General features: G+C 61.6%; 18 protein-coding genes. 10 read left to right on the top strand and 8 right to left on the bottom strand.

Going from position 1 to position 14,093, the window contains the following annotated elements; genetic code table 11:
- Positions 1-329: ATP-grasp domain-containing protein (locus tag BUB78_RS16330; protein ID WP_342742341.1), on the bottom strand; the 329-nt coding region annotated here is incomplete at its 3' end.
- 222 nt (positions 330-551) lie between these two features.
- Positions 552-1,514, bottom strand: a complete 963-nt coding sequence (gene mdh / locus BUB78_RS16335) for a malate dehydrogenase (protein WP_073199883.1) — start codon at positions 1,512-1,514, stop codon at positions 552-554.
- A 162-nt stretch (positions 1,515-1,676) separates the two neighbouring features.
- Between mdh and BUB78_RS16340 the strand changes: the two genes are divergently transcribed.
- The gene (locus tag BUB78_RS16340; protein WP_084732916.1) at positions 1,677-2,423 is read left to right on the top strand and encodes a sulfite exporter TauE/SafE family protein; all 747 of its coding nucleotides are present in this window, start codon (positions 1,677-1,679) and stop codon (positions 2,421-2,423) included.
- Here BUB78_RS16340 and BUB78_RS16345 read toward each other — a convergent pair.
- Positions 2,420-2,728: a hypothetical protein gene (locus BUB78_RS16345; protein ID WP_073199888.1), complete on the bottom strand. Its 309-nt coding sequence runs from the start codon at positions 2,726-2,728 to the stop codon at positions 2,420-2,422. The genes BUB78_RS16340 and BUB78_RS16345 overlap by 4 nt on opposite strands.
- Here BUB78_RS16345 and BUB78_RS20445 point away from each other — a divergent pair.
- The 5 genes from BUB78_RS20445 to BUB78_RS16365 are packed head-to-tail and all read left to right on the top strand — an operon-like array spanning position 2,721 to position 5,601.
- Positions 2,721-2,924 carry a hypothetical protein gene (locus tag BUB78_RS20445; RefSeq protein WP_139279376.1) on the top strand — a complete coding sequence of 68 codons (204 nt, stop codon included), beginning with the start codon at positions 2,721-2,723 and terminating at the stop codon, positions 2,922-2,924. The genes BUB78_RS16345 and BUB78_RS20445 overlap by 8 nt on opposite strands.
- 21 nt (positions 2,925-2,945) lie before the next feature.
- Positions 2,946-3,806 carry an HpcH/HpaI aldolase/citrate lyase family protein gene (locus BUB78_RS16350; protein ID WP_073199890.1) on the top strand — a complete coding sequence of 287 codons (861 nt, stop codon included), beginning with the start codon at positions 2,946-2,948 and terminating at the stop codon, positions 3,804-3,806.
- A gap of 6 nt (positions 3,807-3,812) precedes the next feature.
- Positions 3,813-4,358: an NnrU family protein gene (locus BUB78_RS16355; protein ID WP_073199892.1), complete on the top strand. Its 546-nt coding sequence runs from the start codon at positions 3,813-3,815 to the stop codon at positions 4,356-4,358.
- A 5-nt stretch (positions 4,359-4,363) separates the two neighbouring features.
- Positions 4,364-4,567 (top strand): DUF1737 domain-containing protein, encoded by a 204-nt coding sequence (locus BUB78_RS16360; protein WP_073199894.1) that lies wholly within the window; start codon positions 4,364-4,366, stop codon positions 4,565-4,567.
- A 2-nt stretch (positions 4,568-4,569) separates the two neighbouring features.
- Positions 4,570-5,601 carry a MaoC family dehydratase gene (locus tag BUB78_RS16365; RefSeq protein WP_073199896.1) on the top strand — a complete coding sequence of 344 codons (1,032 nt, stop codon included), beginning with the start codon at positions 4,570-4,572 and terminating at the stop codon, positions 5,599-5,601.
- Between the two features lie 279 nt (positions 5,602-5,880).
- Here the strand turns inward: BUB78_RS16365 and BUB78_RS16370 are convergent, their stop codons facing one another.
- From BUB78_RS16370 to hrpB, 3 genes are all read right to left on the bottom strand, one after another.
- The gene (locus BUB78_RS16370) at positions 5,881-7,359 is read right to left on the bottom strand and encodes an inorganic phosphate transporter (RefSeq protein ID WP_073199976.1); all 1,479 of its coding nucleotides are present in this window, start codon (positions 7,357-7,359) and stop codon (positions 5,881-5,883) included.
- A 91-nt stretch (positions 7,360-7,450) separates the two neighbouring features.
- Complete coding sequence (locus tag BUB78_RS16375; protein ID WP_073199898.1) at positions 7,451-7,909, bottom strand: NUDIX hydrolase; 459 nt, start codon at positions 7,907-7,909, stop codon at positions 7,451-7,453.
- Positions 7,910-8,005: 96 nt separating this feature from the next.
- Positions 8,006-10,480 (bottom strand): ATP-dependent helicase HrpB, encoded by a 2,475-nt coding sequence (hrpB, locus tag BUB78_RS16380; RefSeq protein ID WP_245813541.1) that lies wholly within the window; start codon positions 10,478-10,480, stop codon positions 8,006-8,008.
- A 99-nt stretch (positions 10,481-10,579) separates the two neighbouring features.
- On the opposite strand from hrpB, the gene meaB reads away from it, so the two are divergent.
- Complete coding sequence (gene meaB, locus BUB78_RS16385) at positions 10,580-11,554, top strand: methylmalonyl Co-A mutase-associated GTPase MeaB (RefSeq protein ID WP_073199979.1); 975 nt, start codon at positions 10,580-10,582, stop codon at positions 11,552-11,554.
- 22 nt (positions 11,555-11,576) lie between these two features.
- On the opposite strand, the gene BUB78_RS16390 is transcribed toward meaB, so the two are convergent.
- Entirely contained in the window at positions 11,577-11,816 is a 240-nt protein-coding gene (locus BUB78_RS16390; RefSeq protein WP_073199900.1) for a hypothetical protein, read from the bottom strand.
- Between the two features lie 124 nt (positions 11,817-11,940).
- Between BUB78_RS16390 and BUB78_RS16395 the strand changes: the two genes are divergently transcribed.
- The 3 genes from BUB78_RS16395 (at position 11,941) to BUB78_RS16405 (ending at position 13,338) form a co-directional block, all read left to right on the top strand.
- On the top strand, positions 11,941-12,651 hold the full coding sequence (locus tag BUB78_RS16395) for a M48 family metallopeptidase (protein ID WP_073199902.1): 711 nt from the start codon (positions 11,941-11,943) through the stop codon (positions 12,649-12,651).
- A gap of 1 nt (position 12,652) precedes the next feature.
- A complete protein-coding gene (locus BUB78_RS16400) occupies positions 12,653-13,009 on the top strand; it encodes a YigZ family protein (protein WP_073199904.1) in 357 nt (118 codons plus the stop codon).
- A gap of 62 nt (positions 13,010-13,071) precedes the next feature.
- Positions 13,072-13,338, top strand: coding sequence for a DUF6455 family protein (locus BUB78_RS16405; protein WP_073199981.1), 267 nt, complete (start codon positions 13,072-13,074; stop codon positions 13,336-13,338).
- A gap of 61 nt (positions 13,339-13,399) precedes the next feature.
- Here BUB78_RS16405 and trhA read toward each other — a convergent pair whose 3' ends face one another.
- The gene (gene trhA, locus BUB78_RS16410) at positions 13,400-14,041 is read right to left on the bottom strand and encodes a PAQR family membrane homeostasis protein TrhA (RefSeq protein WP_342742342.1); all 642 of its coding nucleotides are present in this window, start codon (positions 14,039-14,041) and stop codon (positions 13,400-13,402) included.
- Between the last annotated feature and the right edge of the window lie 52 nt (positions 14,042-14,093).

Consider the following 14,093-nt stretch of genomic DNA (forward strand, 5'->3'; position numbering starts at 1 on the left):
TCTTCGATATAAATCCGGTTGACCTGCTTGCCGGCAGGGCCGGTCTGCTTGGTCACAAGGGTGCGGCCGAGCATGCGCTTGGCTTCCTCGGCGGCTTCCTCGACGGATTTGGCAAGGCGTACACCGCCCGCTTCGCCGGCGCCGGCCTCTTTGAATTTGCCTTTTCCGCGACCACCTGCGTGAATCTGGGCTTTTACAACCCAAAGCGGGCCGTCAAGGGCGCCAGCGGCGGTTTTGGCTTCTTCGGCGCGAAGAACCACGCGGCCATCCGACACCGGGGCGCCGTAAGAGCGAAGCAGTGCTTTCGCCTGATACTCATGGATATTCATGAAATTGTCCCGTTTTGCTACGATTGGGACTGGTATAGGCATATATTTAAGGGCGTATTAAACGGTTTCTTCCGAATTGCGGATTTTTCGGCAATTTTTCCGGATTTGTGATCACAGGATTTAAGCGTGTGATCACAAATCCGGATTGGGCCGGACGCAGAGACCCAAAAGAATCGGGGCCGGATGTGATCCGGCCCCGTTCTATACAGTGTATTAAGGGTATCAGGCCAGCGAGGGGTCGATTTCCTTGCAGGCCTTGACCAGACTTTTGACCGCATCAACCGATTTGTCGAACATTGCCTGCTCGTCTTTGTTCATGCTGATGTCGATCACTTTTTCGATGCCGCCCGCGCCGATCACGGTGGGAACGCCGACGTAAAACCCGTTCAGGCCAAAGGCACCGTCTACGTAGGCAGCACAGGGCAGAACGCGTTTCTGGTCTTTCAGATAGGCCTCGGCCATTTCGATGGCGCTTGTGGCCGGAGCGTAGAACGCCGAACCGGTTTTCAGCAGGCCAACGATTTCGGCGCCGCCATCGCGGGTGCGCTGAATGATGGCATCCAGTTTATCCTGTGTGGTCCAGCCCATTTTGACCATATCCGGCAGCGGGATGCCGCCAACGGTCGAATAGCGCGCCAGCGGCACCATGGTGTCGCCGTGGCCACCCAGCACAAAGGCGGAAACGTCGCGCATCGACACGCCGAATTCCAGCGACAGGAAGTGGCGGAAGCGCGCGCTGTCCAGAACACCGGCCATGCCGCAGACCTTTTCATGCGGCAGACCCGAAAATTCGCGCAGCGCCCAGACCATCGCGTCAAGCGGGTTGGTGATGCAGATCACGAAAGCGTCGGGCGCGTGGGCGGCAATGCCTTCGCCAACCGATTTCATGACCTTGAGGTTGATACCCAGCAGGTCATCGCGGCTCATGCCGGGCTTGCGGGCGACACCGGCGGTGACGATGCACACATCGGCGCCTGCGATATCGGCATAGGATTGGGTGCCGCTGAGGGTTGCGTCGAACCCTTCCGAGGGGCCGGATTCGGCGATGTCGAGCGCTTTGCCTTCGGGGGTGCCTTCGGCAATGTCGAACAGGACGATATCGCCCAGTTCTTTAAGCGCGGCGAGATGGGCGAGGGTGCCGCCGATCTGTCCGGCGCCAATCAGCGCAATCTTGGGTCTGGCCATCGGATGTATCTCCAGTCGGTTGAAAAGTTGCGCTTGGGCCTAGTCCTATTTTCTGTCGCTGGCAAGGGTGCTGCAACGCGGCAAAAAGGACGCGCCGGGGTGTTGCACCGGTCTCCGGGTGGCTAAAGTGCTTGTGCAGGCGGGATTTACGGGGTGCAGACCATGGGGCTTGAAGTCTTTGCGATTGGTGTCTTTGCGGCGCTTTTTGCGGGCATTTCCAAGGGCGGATTCGGCTCTGGCGCCGCTTTTGCTGGGGCGGCGATTCTGGCGATTGCGATCTCGCCGGGCGTGGCGCTTGGGATCATGCTGCCGATTTTGATGCTGATTGATCTGGCCAGTTTGCGCGCCTACTGGCGGCAATGGAGCGGGCGCGATGCGGCGCTTCTTGTTCTTGGCGGCCTGCCTGGGGTGGCGCTTGGGGTGCTTCTGTTTCAACGCACAGATGGGGATGTGTTGCGGCTGTTGATCGGGGGAATCGCGATTGGCTTCGTGCTCTGGCAGCTTGTGATGCGCGCCGGTTTTTTGCGCCGTGCGGCAGGTGCGATACCGGTCTGGGGCGGGGCGCTGGCCGGAATGGTCGCCGGGTTCACCAGCTTTGTCAGCCATGCAGGCGGGCCGCCCGCCGCCGTGTACCTGTTGTCGCGCGGTCTTGATAAAACCCGCTATCAGGCGACGACGGTGCTTGTCTTTTGGGCGCTCAACATCGCCAAGGCGGTGCCCTATGCGATGCTTGGCCTGTTCACCCGCGAAACGCTGTTGTTTGATCTGGCGCTGGCGCCCTTCGCCCTTATGGGCACTTGGATCGGCGTGCGCGCGCACCGGATCGTGCCGGAGCGCGTGTTTTTCGGCCTGACCTATGTCTTGCTGGTCGTGACCGGGGCCAAGCTAATCTGGGACGGATTGACCTAGGCGTCATTGCCGAGGGCAGGCAGGCTCTCTGCCATGGCCTCAAAGGACTGACCGCTGGCGACAAGGCAGGTGATGCCATTGGTGCCGGTCACGGTGATCGTCCAACTGCCGGATTTGTCCGAGGCGAACACCTCGATCACGGCATTATTGGCCCCAAGCCCCATGGATTGCCGCGTTTCGCCGTAAGTGGCCGCCAACCGTTCGACAACGGCATCACGCGGGGCACAGCTCGCCGGTTGCGCAAGCGCCGGGCCGGTCAAAAGCATCAGAGCCGCAGTGGCACCTGTGAGCAATCGTTTGATCATCGTCTTAGCCTTTCCTGTGGTGTGGTCCCTGCCGTCACACGAGAAGGATGCGGAATCAGGCGTGAAAAGATGGTTAATGCGGCGTTCCAAAGCCTTTGTAGAAGTTAAAAGTGATCAGTTGCTGCGACGCGGCGATAAAATGCTTGAACATTTCCGCCAAAAAATGCCATTCCTGCGCAAGATTATTACAAAATAGAATCCACGCGAGGGCAAATCCATGGACAGCAGCATGCACCCCTACCGTTCGGTGCTTTATATTCCCGGCTCGAAAGAGCGGGCGTTGGACAAGGCGCGCAGCCTGCCCACCGACGCAATCATCTTTGACCTTGAGGATGCCGTGGCCCCCGATGCCAAGGCAGAGGCGCGTCAGCTCTTGGTCGAGACGCTGCGCCAGGGCGGCTATGGTAAACGCTCCAAGATCGTGCGGATCAACGCGCTGACCACCGAATGGGGGCTGGAAGATGCCCGCGCGCTGCGCGATGCGGGGGCCGATGCAATCCTGTTGCCCAAGGTCAATACCTCATCGGATATCGACAACCTGTCGGATGTGATTGGCAGCGACCTGCCGATCTGGACGATGATGGAAACACCCGTGAGCGCGTTCAACGCCCGCGAAATCGCGTCGCATGCACAGGTGGCCGGGCTTGTGGCAGGTACCAATGATCTTACCAAGGACCTTGGCTGTCGCACACGAGCCGATCGTCTTCCGCTTATGACAGCGTTGCAGATGATCGTGATGGCGGCGCGCGCGGCGCGTATCGTTGTGGTGGACGGAGTTTATAATCGGTTCCGCGACGGCGATGGTCTCAAGGCGGAATGCGAACAGGGCCGCGATCTTGGGTTTGACGGCAAGACCCTGATCCATCCGGCGCAGGTCGAGATCGCCAATACCGCCTTTGCCCCGACCAATTCCGAGATTGAGCTGGCCGCGCGCCAGATCGCCGCTTATGAAGAAAGCCGCGCCTCGGGTCAGGGGATCGCGGTTGTCGACGGGCAGATCGTCGAGAACCTGCATGTTGTGGCGGCACAGCGCATTCAGGCCAAGGCGCGGGCAATTGCGGAAATGGCAGCGGAGTAACCTGCGATGATCTATCTGATCCTTGGTCTGGCCCTTTGGGTAGCGGCACATCTTTTCAAACGGGTGGCCCCCGATCTGCGCACGCAGATGGGCAATGCCGGCAAGGCGCTGGTGGCGGTTGGCATTCTGGCCGGTCTTGGCCTGATGATCCTTGGCTATAAACAGGCCGAGGTCGTCAATCTCTGGTATCCGCCCACATGGGCGGTGCATGTCAACAACCTGCTGATGCTGGTGGCGGTCTTCGTTTACGGCATGAGCGCGACCACGGGCCGCCTGCGCGGGCGCATGCGCCACCCACAGCTGACGGCGGTCAAGATCTGGGCGGTGGCGCATTTGCTGGTCAATGGCGATCTGGCCTCGGTTGTCCTGTTCGGCGGCATGCTGATCTGGGCGGTGCTTGAGGTGATCGTGATCAACCGCTCGCAGGATTGGGATCGCCCCGAGCCGGGCCCGGCGAAAAAGGATATCATCCTGGTGACCATCACGCTGGTCATGTTCGTCGTGATCGCGGGCATTCACATGTGGCTAGGCGTGCGGCCGTTTCCGGGGTGAAGCTCATGAAACTCTATCGTTTTCTGTCGGCGGATGACACGTCGGAGTTTTGCCACAAGGTCACCGAAGCGCTCAACAAGGGCTGGGTGCTGCAGGGCGATCCGACCTATGCCTATGACCACGCCAAGGGCGTCATGCGCTGTGGTCAGGCGGTGGTCAAAGAGACCGAGGGCACCTATACGCCCGACATCAAGCTGGGAGAGCAGTAAGCATGGCCAAGACCAATCCGGGCCGGTTTTTCGAGGATTACACCCTGGGCGAAACCATCCAGCATGCCGTGCCGCGCACGGTGTCGGGGGGCGAACGCGCACTTTACCAAGCGCTTTATCCGGCGCGTCATGCGCTTTATTCCTCGGATGAATTTGCCCGTGCCTCTGGTCTGCCTGCCAGCCCGATTGACGATCTGGCGGCCTTTCATCTGGTCTTTGGCAAGACGGTTCCGGATATCTCGCTCAATGCGCTGGCCAATCTTGGCTACGCCGAAGGGCGCTGGCGGCTGCCGGTCTATCCCGGTGACACGCTCAGTGCCTCCTCGACCGTGATCGGGCTCAAGCAGAATTCCAATGGCAAATCCGGTGTGGTTTATGTGCGCACCAAGGGCATCAATCAGCGCGGCGAGGTCGTGATCGACTATGTGCGCTGGGTGATGGTGCGCAAACGCGACTTTGACGCGCCCGCGCCTGAAACGGTGATCCCCGATCTGGCGCCTGCTCTGGCCGCCGGGGATATTACGATCCCCGAGGGCCTTGATTTCACCAGCTATGATTTTGGCCTTGCGGGCGAGCGCCACCGCTGGGGCGATTACGCGGTGGGCGAACAGATCGACCATGTCGATGGCGTGACCGTCGAAGAGGCCGAGCATATGATCGCAACGCGCCTTTGGCAGAACACCGCCAAGGTGCATTTCGATGTCGGCTCGCGTCCCGATGGCCGCCGCCTGATTTACGGCGGGCATGTGATTTCGATGGCGCGGGCGCTGTCGTTCAACGGTCTGGCCAATGCGCAAATGGTGGTCGGGCTCAATGCCGGCGCGCATGCCAACCCGTGTTATTCCGGCGATACGATCAAGGCCTGGTCCGAGGTGATCGACAAGGCCGAGACATCCGCGCCGGGCGTTGGCGCGCTGCGCCTGCGGCTTGTGGCGACCAAGGGCGGCGAGCCGTTCACGCTGAAGGGCGAGGATGGCAAATACCTGCCGCATGTGATGCTCGATCTGGATTACTGGGCGCTTATTCCGCTCTGATCCGGAAAGCTCGCGCGTACTGCTCCTTCCCATGTTAAGTCTCTGGCCTGAACAGCGGGAGGGGAGACTTTTGACATTTGCAGTTGGGCTTTTGTGTTTGTCGACGCTTGGCGTGGTCGGGCTGACCTCGAAGTACCTGTTGGGGCCTGCGCCGATGGCTTATCACACCGCGATCATGGCGCGTGACGGGGGTGCGCACGCCCTGGCGCCCGGCGGCGGTGCTTTTCGTGATGACGCTGTGCGGCATTGTGTTGTCGCTCATCTAGCCGCAGCTCGGCCTTAGGCGGTCAGACTGTTGAGGATATAGAAGATCATCGCAGACATTAGCGCGGCGGCGGGCACGGTGATCACCCAGGCCGCGATAATGGTCATGAAGTGGCTGCGGCGCACAAGCTTGCGGCGACGGCGTTCCTCGGCCGCGATCTTGAGCTTGGGGGCGACGGGCATGTTCTTGCGGCGGCGATTCTCCATGTGCCATTCGCGGAAGAATCCAACGCCAAAGACACCGCCCACGGCGATGTGGGTCGAGCTGACCGGCAGGCCAAGCCAGCTTGCCACGATCACGGTGATCGCCGCACTGAGGGCCACGCAATAGGCGCGCATCGGGTTGAGCTTGGTGATCTGGCTTCCGACCATGCGGATAAGCTTCGGGCCAAACAGGAACAGGCCGAACGAGATGCCAAAGGCGCCGATTACCATGACCCACATCGGGATGGCCACTTTGCTGGCGAAATCCCCGGCCTCGGCGGCGTGGACAATGGCGGCCAGCGGACCCACAGCATTGGCCACGTCGTTGGCGCCATGGGCAAACGACAGCATCGCGGCGGAAAACACCAGCGGCAGGCCAAACAGAACCTTGACTGACTTGTTGCGGTTTTCCAGGCCCTCCGACTGGCGGCGGATCATCGGGCGGGTGATGAAATAGGTCGCCACACCCAGCACGAGGCCGATGAGCAGGGCCGTCTGCATGTCGATCTTGAAGAGCTTTTTGAAGCCCTTGAGGGCAAGATAGCTTGAAAAGGCGGCGGCCATGATGGCCACCAGAATGGGCACCCATTTGCGCGCGGCGGCGATTTTATCCTCTTGATAGATGATGCGGCTTTTGATCAGAGCCAGAAAAGCGGCGGCAATGACCCCGCCCAGCACCGGGGAAATCACCCAACTCGCGGCGATCGCGCCCATCGTCGGCCAATTCACGGCGGCAAAGCCGGCGGCGGCAATACCCGCCCCCATCACACCGCCCACCACCGAATGGGTGGTCGAGACCGGCGCGCCGACCTTGGTGGCCAGGTTGACCCACAGGGCGGCACTCAAAAGCGCGGCCATCATCGCCCAGATAAAGGTTTGGATATCGGCCATGCCAGAGGGATCAATGATCCCCTTGGAGATGGTCGATACCACGTCGCCCCCGGCCAAAAGCGCACCGGCACTTTCAAAGATGGCGGCGATGATGATCGCCCCACCCATGGTAAGCGCATTCGCGCCAACGGCGGGGCCCATGTTGTTGGCCACGTCATTGGCGCCGATATTGATCGCCATATAGGCGCCGATCACCGCAGCCGCGATGACGATCATGTTGACCGGCGAGGCCTGAAAAAACAAAGCGGCGGCAAGGCCGGCCAATACCATGAAGGCAAGCGCGATGCCCGGCGCCACCAGCGGGCGCGAGACATAAGCCGCCGCATATTCGACCTGAGAAATCCGGCCGAGGTCGCGGTCAAGGGTGGTCCAGTGTTTGCTGTCTAGTTTGTCGGCCATGATCATCCCCGGATTCTACGCGCTCATAAAGCGGGTACCGGGGGCGGCCCTTCGTTTCAACCGACTTTTGTCTGAGAGGCGCGGATTAAGGTCAGATTTGGTGCAGGATGTCGCGCAAACCCGGCTCGTTCACAAGATTGGCAGCCTCTGCGGGGCTGAACCACTGACGCTTGCGCTCGCCGACTTCGGGATAGGTATCCTCAAGCTCATCGACCTTGACCTTGAACACATGCGCCTCGACCGGGGTTTCATAGCCCGCGTCGATCCATTTTTCGTACTCAAAACTGCCAACGGCCTCGGCGGTATGGGCAAAGGCTCTGACGCCGGCCTCTTCCCAGGCCTCCTGCAAGGCGGCCTCGATTGCGTTCAACCCGTCGATCGGCCAACCCTTGGGTACGATCCAGCGACCGGTGCCGCGGCTGGTGATCAAAAGCACCTCGCGGCCGGGGTTGTTGTCGCGATAGCATAGCGCGGCGACCTGAAGTCGGCGCGGGCGGCGCAACAATGGCTGGACCAGTTCGGCCCATGTTTTTCTAAATCCGTCTGTCATGTTTACGTCTGACCTGCTCGTGTTTTTCTTTTTATTATCACGCTAATATAATGTGATTTTGGAATATTACAATTCACACCTGTGTTTAGGGGCGTGTCACCGGGGTTTGCGCGGCTTGGCGCGCAGGGTCGGATCGGCCTCGGTCGGGTCCTCGGGCCAGGGGTGTTTGGGATAGCGCCCGCGCATGTCCTTGCGCACATCGCCGTAGGAATTGGCCCAGAAACCGGGAATATCCATCGTGGTCTGGACCGGCTTGTGCCCCGGCGACAACAGCGTGACCCGCAACGGCGTGCGCCCCACCATCGGATGACGGGTCTGGCCGAACATCTCTTGCAGGCGCAACGCGATTTCCGGGTGCTCGCCACTGTAATCAATCGGGATTTTGCGCCCCAGCGGGGTGGTGAAGGCGCCGGGAACGGAGCGGTCAAGCGCCTGCATCTGGTCCCAGCTTAGCCGCGCACGCAGGGCCTCGAGCATCTCGAAGCGTTTCCAGTCCTGCGCGGTCTTGACCCCCTTGAGATAGGGCAAAAGCCACTCTTCCAGACTGTCGAGAAGGGCCGCGTCGGACATGTCGGGCAAATCCTCGCCCGCGTCGCGCATCAGCGACACGCGCGCCACGAAGCGGCGGGCGGGGGCGGACCAGTTCAGCCCTAGATCGCGCACCCCGTCCAGCATGGCGCGCGCAACGGCCTCTGGTGGGGCGTCTTTCCAGTGGCGGTCGTCAAGCACCAGGGCGCCGAGACATTCCTGTTGCCGGGCGATCACCCGGCGCTCGCGCCTTGACCAGTCGCAGACATCGCGCCAGACGATCTGATCGGCGTAAAGCGCGCGAATTTCGCCCTCGGTGATCTGGATCGCCTGACGGATGCGGGCCTCGCGCGGGTCGCCGTCTAGGTCGGTGGCGATGATCAGCCGGGCCGCGGCCAGCGTGTCATCCTCAGGCAGGATCGCGCCCTTGCCGCCCGAAAGCACATAGCGCGGCTGATCGCCCTTGCGGCGCAGCCCGATGCGATCAGGATAGGCAAGCGCGGCCATTTCGGCGTCGCTCATCGCGTTCTTGCGTGCGCGCCCCGCTTGGCGTGCAAGGCGCTTGGCCTCGATCTTGATCCACTCGACCGCGCCGCGATTGGCGGCATGCGGCGAGCGCTCGGAATAGGCGCGCAAATCGCGAATGGCCGCCAGCCGCAAGGTCAAATCCACCGGCGCGCCGCGTGCCAGCGGATCGCGGTCGGCCAGCAAGGCCGCCATCGGCGCCGCGTCGGGCCCCGCGATGGCCAGCATATGCGCCAGGCGCGGGTGCAACGGCAGGGCCGCAAGGGTGCGGCCATGATCGGTGATGCGCCCCTGTGCATCAAGCGCGCCAAGCATTTGCAAGAGCGCCTGCGCTTCGCCAAAGCTGGCGGGATTGGGCGGCGTCAGAAACGGCAGGTCGTCTGGCCCGGCGCCCCAAAGGGCAAGCTCAAGCGCGAGGGCGCTCAGGTCAGCGGCCTCGATCTCGGCCGGGGGAAAGGGGCGCAATGCGCCTTCTTCGCCCTTGGTCCAGAGCCGGTAACAGGTGCCCTCGGCCATGCGCCCGGCGCGCCCCATGCGTTGGGTCGCCTCGGCGCGCGTGACCGCTTCGGTCACAAGCCGCGACATGCCCGATCCGGGATCGAAACGCGCCCGCCGCGAGCGCCCGCCATCCACGACCACGCGGATATCCTGAATGGTGAGTGAGGTTTCGGCAATCGCGGTGGCGAGCACGACCTTGCGGCCCTGCGACGCCGGGGCAATCGCCGCCCGTTGCGCGGCAAAATCCATCGCCCCGAACAGCGGGCGGATATGGCAATCAGGCGGCAGGCGGCCTTTTAGGCGGCCCTCAAGGCGGCGAATTTCGCCCTCGCCGGGCAAAAACACCAGAATGCCGCCGGTTGTCTCGCCCGCCGCCCGCGCCACAAGATCGGCAAGCGCCTCTTCAAAGCGTTTGCCTTTGGGCAAGGGCCGCTCGAGCCAGCGGGTTTCCACCGGATAGCTGCGCCCTTCAGAGGTGATCACTGGCACATCGCCCATCAGCTCCGCCACCGGCCCGGCATCAAGCGTCGCCGACATCGCCACAAGCAGCAGATCGTCGCGCAGCGCGCCCGCCACCTCAAGGCAAAGCGCCAGCCCGAGATCGGCGTTGAGCGAGCGTTCGTGAAATTCGTCAAAGATCACCACGCCGATGCCCGAAAGCTCTGCGTCGGATTGAATCATCCGGGTCAAAATGCCCTCGGTGACCACCTCGATCCGGGTTTGGGGCGATACTTTGGCCTCGCCCCGGATGCGATAGCCGACGGTTTCACCCGGCTGTTCGCCCAAGATCTGTGCCATACGCTCGGCGGCGGCCCGCGCGGCAAGGCGGCGCGGTTCAAGCATCAAAATACGGCCCGTCGTCAGGCTCGCGCCAAGGATTTCAAGCGGCACGACTGTGGTTTTCCCCGCCCCCGGCGGCGCCTGCAACACCGCGCGCCCACGCCCCCGCAACGCATCAAGCAGCGGGGCAATCGCATCATGGATGGGCAATCGGGGCGTCATTCCCGTCTTATCGGTCATCGCGGGGCGGAATTCCATAGCCTGCGCATCTGGACAAGCCTGCCCTGCCCAAGGCATGTAAGGCGCAGGACAATGATCACAGAACAGCGGGCCGCGCGCATGGATATTTCAGACCTCAAAGACCGGATTGTCGCCGGTGACCGCCGTGCCCTGTCCCGCGCGATTACCCTGATTGAAAGCACGCGCGCCGATCACCGCGATCAGGCGGCGACGTTGATTGAGGGGCTCAAATCCGTGGATCGCGAGGCCATTCGCATCGGCCTTTCGGGCACGCCGGGGGTTGGTAAATCGACCTTTATCGAAAGTTTCGGCATGATGCTGACCGGGCAGGGATTGCGGGTTGCCGTGCTTGCGGTTGACCCAAGCTCGACCCGGTCGGGCGGCTCTATTCTGGGTGACAAGACGCGCATGGACCGGCTAAGCCGCGATCCCAATGCCTTTATCCGCCCTTCGCCAAGCCGGTCGCATCTTGGCGGCGTGGCCCGGCGCACCCGCGAGGCGGTCACCCTGTGCGAAGCGGCCGGATTTGACGTGGTTCTGATCGAAACCGTTGGGGTAGGGCAGTCCGAAACCGTGGTGGCAGAGATGTCTGATCTGTTCATCCTGTTGCTGGCACCGGCGGGCGGCGACGAATTGCAGGGCGTCAAGCGCGGCATCATGGAGATGGCCGACATCATCCTTGTGAACAAGGCTGATGGTGATCTCAAGCCGGCGGCAATGCGGACCTGTTCGGATTATGCCGGCGCGCTTCGGCTCTTGCGCAAACGTCCGCAGGACCCAGAGGGCTTTCCCAAGGCGACAACGGTTTCGGCGCTGCATGAAGAGGGGCTGCGCCAGGCCTGGGACGAGATGATGACATTGGTAAGCTGGCGACGCGACCACGGCCATTTTTCCGGGCGGCGGGCCGAACAGGCGCGCTATTGGTTCGGCGAAGAGGTACGCCAGGGCTTGTTGGCGCAGCTTGCCACGCCGGAGGCCCGCGCCGAGATGGATGACTATGCCGAGCGGGTGGCCGAGGGTAAGATGACCCCAACAGTGGCCGCCGCCGAAGTGTTGAAGCGGTTACGCGGTTAAACGCGCGCCGGGCCGCATGCGACTATTTCTGTTTGGGCGCCTGCATGTAAACGCCCTCAGGCAGATCAAGGGCCGATGCCAGATCGCGCAACTGGACCATCGACAGGGTAATCACATGGGTCTGATCGGTGCGCGGATCGTATTGTTCGACCGTGACGCATTCTTCAAACGCGTTCACGATCACGTCTTCGCCAAGCGGGGCTGGCCCCTCATCGACCAGTGTGATCACGGTTGCATCGAATTCGTGTTCAATTGAAAACATGCCTCCAGCCTAGCGGGTTGGCGGGTCTTTGCAAGTCTGCAGATCACGCGCGTGCAAGGGGCTGTCAGCGTTACGAAACCCTGCTAAACACAGGGGGACAAATCGTTGGATAAAGAGGTGCGTGATGCGTTTGATCCCCATTCTTGGTTTGCTTGCGATGGCGGGCTGTGTCTCGACGGTCGAGTCAGGCCAGACAAGCCGCCCGGCCCCGGCGCAGGCGGCTCAAAAGGCGCCTTCAACGCCAACGCGTAATAAGATTCAACAATTCCAAAGTGTTGTGAGCACGGTAGAGCCGGTCGCAGAGCGGGAATGCCGCGCGCGGACCTCTGGGGCGAATTGTGATTTTCGGATCGTTGTGGATGACCGCAAGGGCCAGCCGGCCAATGCCTATCAGACCGTTGATAAGTCCGGGCGTCCGATTCTGGCCTTCACGCTTGCGCTGATTGCCGACGTGCGCAACCGCGACGAGCTTGCCTTTGTGATGGGGCATGAGGCCGCGCATCACATCGAAGGGCACATCCCGCGCCAGCAACAGAACGCAGCGGCGGGGGCGATTTTGCTCGGTGGGCTGGCGGCTCTGACCGGGGCCGACTCGACGGTGATTGATCAGGCGGTTGATATTGGCGCAGGTGTCGGCGCGCGCAGCTATTCCAAGAATTTCGAGCTTGAGGCCGATGCGCTTGGTACGGTGATCACCAAACGGGCGGGGTATGATCCGGTGAAGGGGGCTGCATTCTTCACGCAGATCCCTGATCCGGGCAACCGTTTCCTCGGCACGCATCCGCCCAACTCCCAGCGGATCGAAACCGTGCGGCGCGTGAACGCCGGGCTGTAACATGCGGCAATTGCGCGGAGTCATCAGCGACCGTGGCTCGACCTATGCGGTTTCGGGCGGGGTGGTGCGCGACCGCGAGGAAGTCGAGTCCTTTCTGAAAGACCTCAAACGCGACAAGAAATTCGCGCGGGCCACGCATAATACCTGGGCGGTTTTGCTGGCGGATGGTACGGCGCTCAAGGGTGATGACGGTGAATCCGGTGCCGGAATGGTGATTTTGCGGATGCTGGAACGCGATGATCTGCGCGATCATGTGATTGTCGTAACGCGTTGGTATGGCGGCAAAAAGCTGGGCGGTGATCGGTTTCGCCACGTTCAGGACTGCGTGCGCGCGTATTTCGAGAATTGTGAAGCTTGATCTAGGTCAAAGTCAAAAACCGCAAAACCCCGCATCCTGAGTCTAGCAACAGGAGAATGGGCATGCAAAGCACCAGAACATTAAAGCGTCACGCCGATCTGGTTGACCGGATGGCCAGCACCATGGGTGTCGATCTGGAAGAAAAGATGATGGCCGGGCAGTTGCGCCCAGGTCAGCTTGGCGATGCGGTGCTGGCCTGTACTGGCTGCGCCAATCCCGAGGCCTGTGGTCATTGGCTGGCGGCGCAAGATGGGGTGACAGAGCAAGGCCCGGATTATTGCCGCAACACCGATCTGTTCTCGCTTTTGAAAGCGGGCAAGCGCGCCTAAGTGCATTTCAGTTCTGGATAGGGTACCAAGGTGGCCCGGGTGCCCCATTCTTGATCGCGCCTCAGAGGGTCGTCGCCAGAGCACCCGAAATCCCGAGGAAAAAGCAGGCCGAAGCCAGGGCCACGAAGACATGCCAGATCGCATTGGCAAAGCGCAGGCTTTCCCAAGCGTAAAATACCACCCCCGCCGTATAAAGAAGCCCGCCCGACATCATCAGCCAGATGCTCGTGCTTGGCAGGATATCCATCAGCGGCACAAAGAGTGCCACACCGAACCAGCCAAGCGCCACATAGGGCAGCCAGCCCGTGGTCATCTGGCCGCGTTTAGCCAAGAGTTTGGCCGCGGCCCCGATCAACGCCAGAACCCAGACCAGCGCCAGGATGACATAGCCAAAACCGGTGCCCAGAAGCACGCTAAGTGGGGTGAAGGTGCCCGCAATCTTAAGGTAGATTGCCGCATGATCGAGCCGCCGCAAAATCGGGCGCGCGGTGGTATGAGCGGCAAGGTGATAGACGGCCGAGGCGGCCAGCATCAGGATCAAAGCGCCGGAATAAACGATGGTCGAGGCCAGCGTGACCCCATCCATCCGCAGCGCCCACATGGCAAACAGAACGCCTACACCGGCGATGGCGGCCAGAAGGCCCACGATATGAACCGCGCCATCGGCCATACGTTCGGCCCGGGAATAATTTGGATAAGACATATCAATCATCACTCCTGTTTGGCAGGAAAACGTTAACAAATCCATGATGCCA

Origin of the sequence: Roseovarius marisflavi, from assembly GCF_900142625.1 — a bacterium.
GTDB lineage: Bacteria > Pseudomonadota > Alphaproteobacteria > Rhodobacterales > Rhodobacteraceae > Roseovarius > Roseovarius marisflavi.

What these genes read in the sequence shown, in the direction of transcription:
- BUB78_RS16350 (WP_073199890.1), top strand. Translation starts at nt 2,946, where the DNA reads ATGGACAGCAGCATGCACCCCTACCGTTCGGTGCTTTATATTCCCGGC.
- meaB (WP_073199979.1), top strand. Translation starts at nt 10,580, where the DNA reads ATGGATATTTCAGACCTCAAAGACCGGATTGTCGCCGGTGACCGCCGT.
- BUB78_RS16365 (WP_073199896.1), top strand. Translation starts at nt 4,570, where the DNA reads ATGGCCAAGACCAATCCGGGCCGGTTTTTCGAGGATTACACCCTGGGC.
- BUB78_RS16345 (WP_073199888.1), bottom strand. Translation starts at nt 2,728, where the DNA reads ATGATCAAACGATTGCTCACAGGTGCCACTGCGGCTCTGATGCTTTTG.
- BUB78_RS16375 (WP_073199898.1), bottom strand. Translation starts at nt 7,909, where the DNA reads ATGACAGACGGATTTAGAAAAACATGGGCCGAACTGGTCCAGCCATTG.
- mdh (WP_073199883.1), bottom strand. Translation starts at nt 1,514, where the DNA reads ATGGCCAGACCCAAGATTGCGCTGATTGGCGCCGGACAGATCGGCGGC.
- BUB78_RS16405 (WP_073199981.1), top strand. Translation starts at nt 13,072, where the DNA reads ATGCAAAGCACCAGAACATTAAAGCGTCACGCCGATCTGGTTGACCGG.
- BUB78_RS16390 (WP_073199900.1), bottom strand. Translation starts at nt 11,816, where the DNA reads ATGTTTTCAATTGAACACGAATTCGATGCAACCGTGATCACACTGGTC.
- BUB78_RS16340 (WP_084732916.1), top strand. Translation starts at nt 1,677, where the DNA reads ATGGGGCTTGAAGTCTTTGCGATTGGTGTCTTTGCGGCGCTTTTTGCG.
- BUB78_RS16395 (WP_073199902.1), top strand. Translation starts at nt 11,941, where the DNA reads ATGCGTTTGATCCCCATTCTTGGTTTGCTTGCGATGGCGGGCTGTGTC.
- BUB78_RS16360 (WP_073199894.1), top strand. Translation starts at nt 4,364, where the DNA reads ATGAAACTCTATCGTTTTCTGTCGGCGGATGACACGTCGGAGTTTTGC.
- BUB78_RS16355 (WP_073199892.1), top strand. Translation starts at nt 3,813, where the DNA reads ATGATCTATCTGATCCTTGGTCTGGCCCTTTGGGTAGCGGCACATCTT.
- trhA (WP_342742342.1), bottom strand. Translation starts at nt 14,041, where the DNA reads ATGTCTTATCCAAATTATTCCCGGGCCGAACGTATGGCCGATGGCGCG.
- BUB78_RS16370 (WP_073199976.1), bottom strand. Translation starts at nt 7,359, where the DNA reads ATGGCCGACAAACTAGACAGCAAACACTGGACCACCCTTGACCGCGAC.
- hrpB (WP_245813541.1), bottom strand. Translation starts at nt 10,480, where the DNA reads ATGACCGATAAGACGGGAATGACGCCCCGATTGCCCATCCATGATGCG.
- BUB78_RS16400 (WP_073199904.1), top strand. Translation starts at nt 12,653, where the DNA reads ATGCGGCAATTGCGCGGAGTCATCAGCGACCGTGGCTCGACCTATGCG.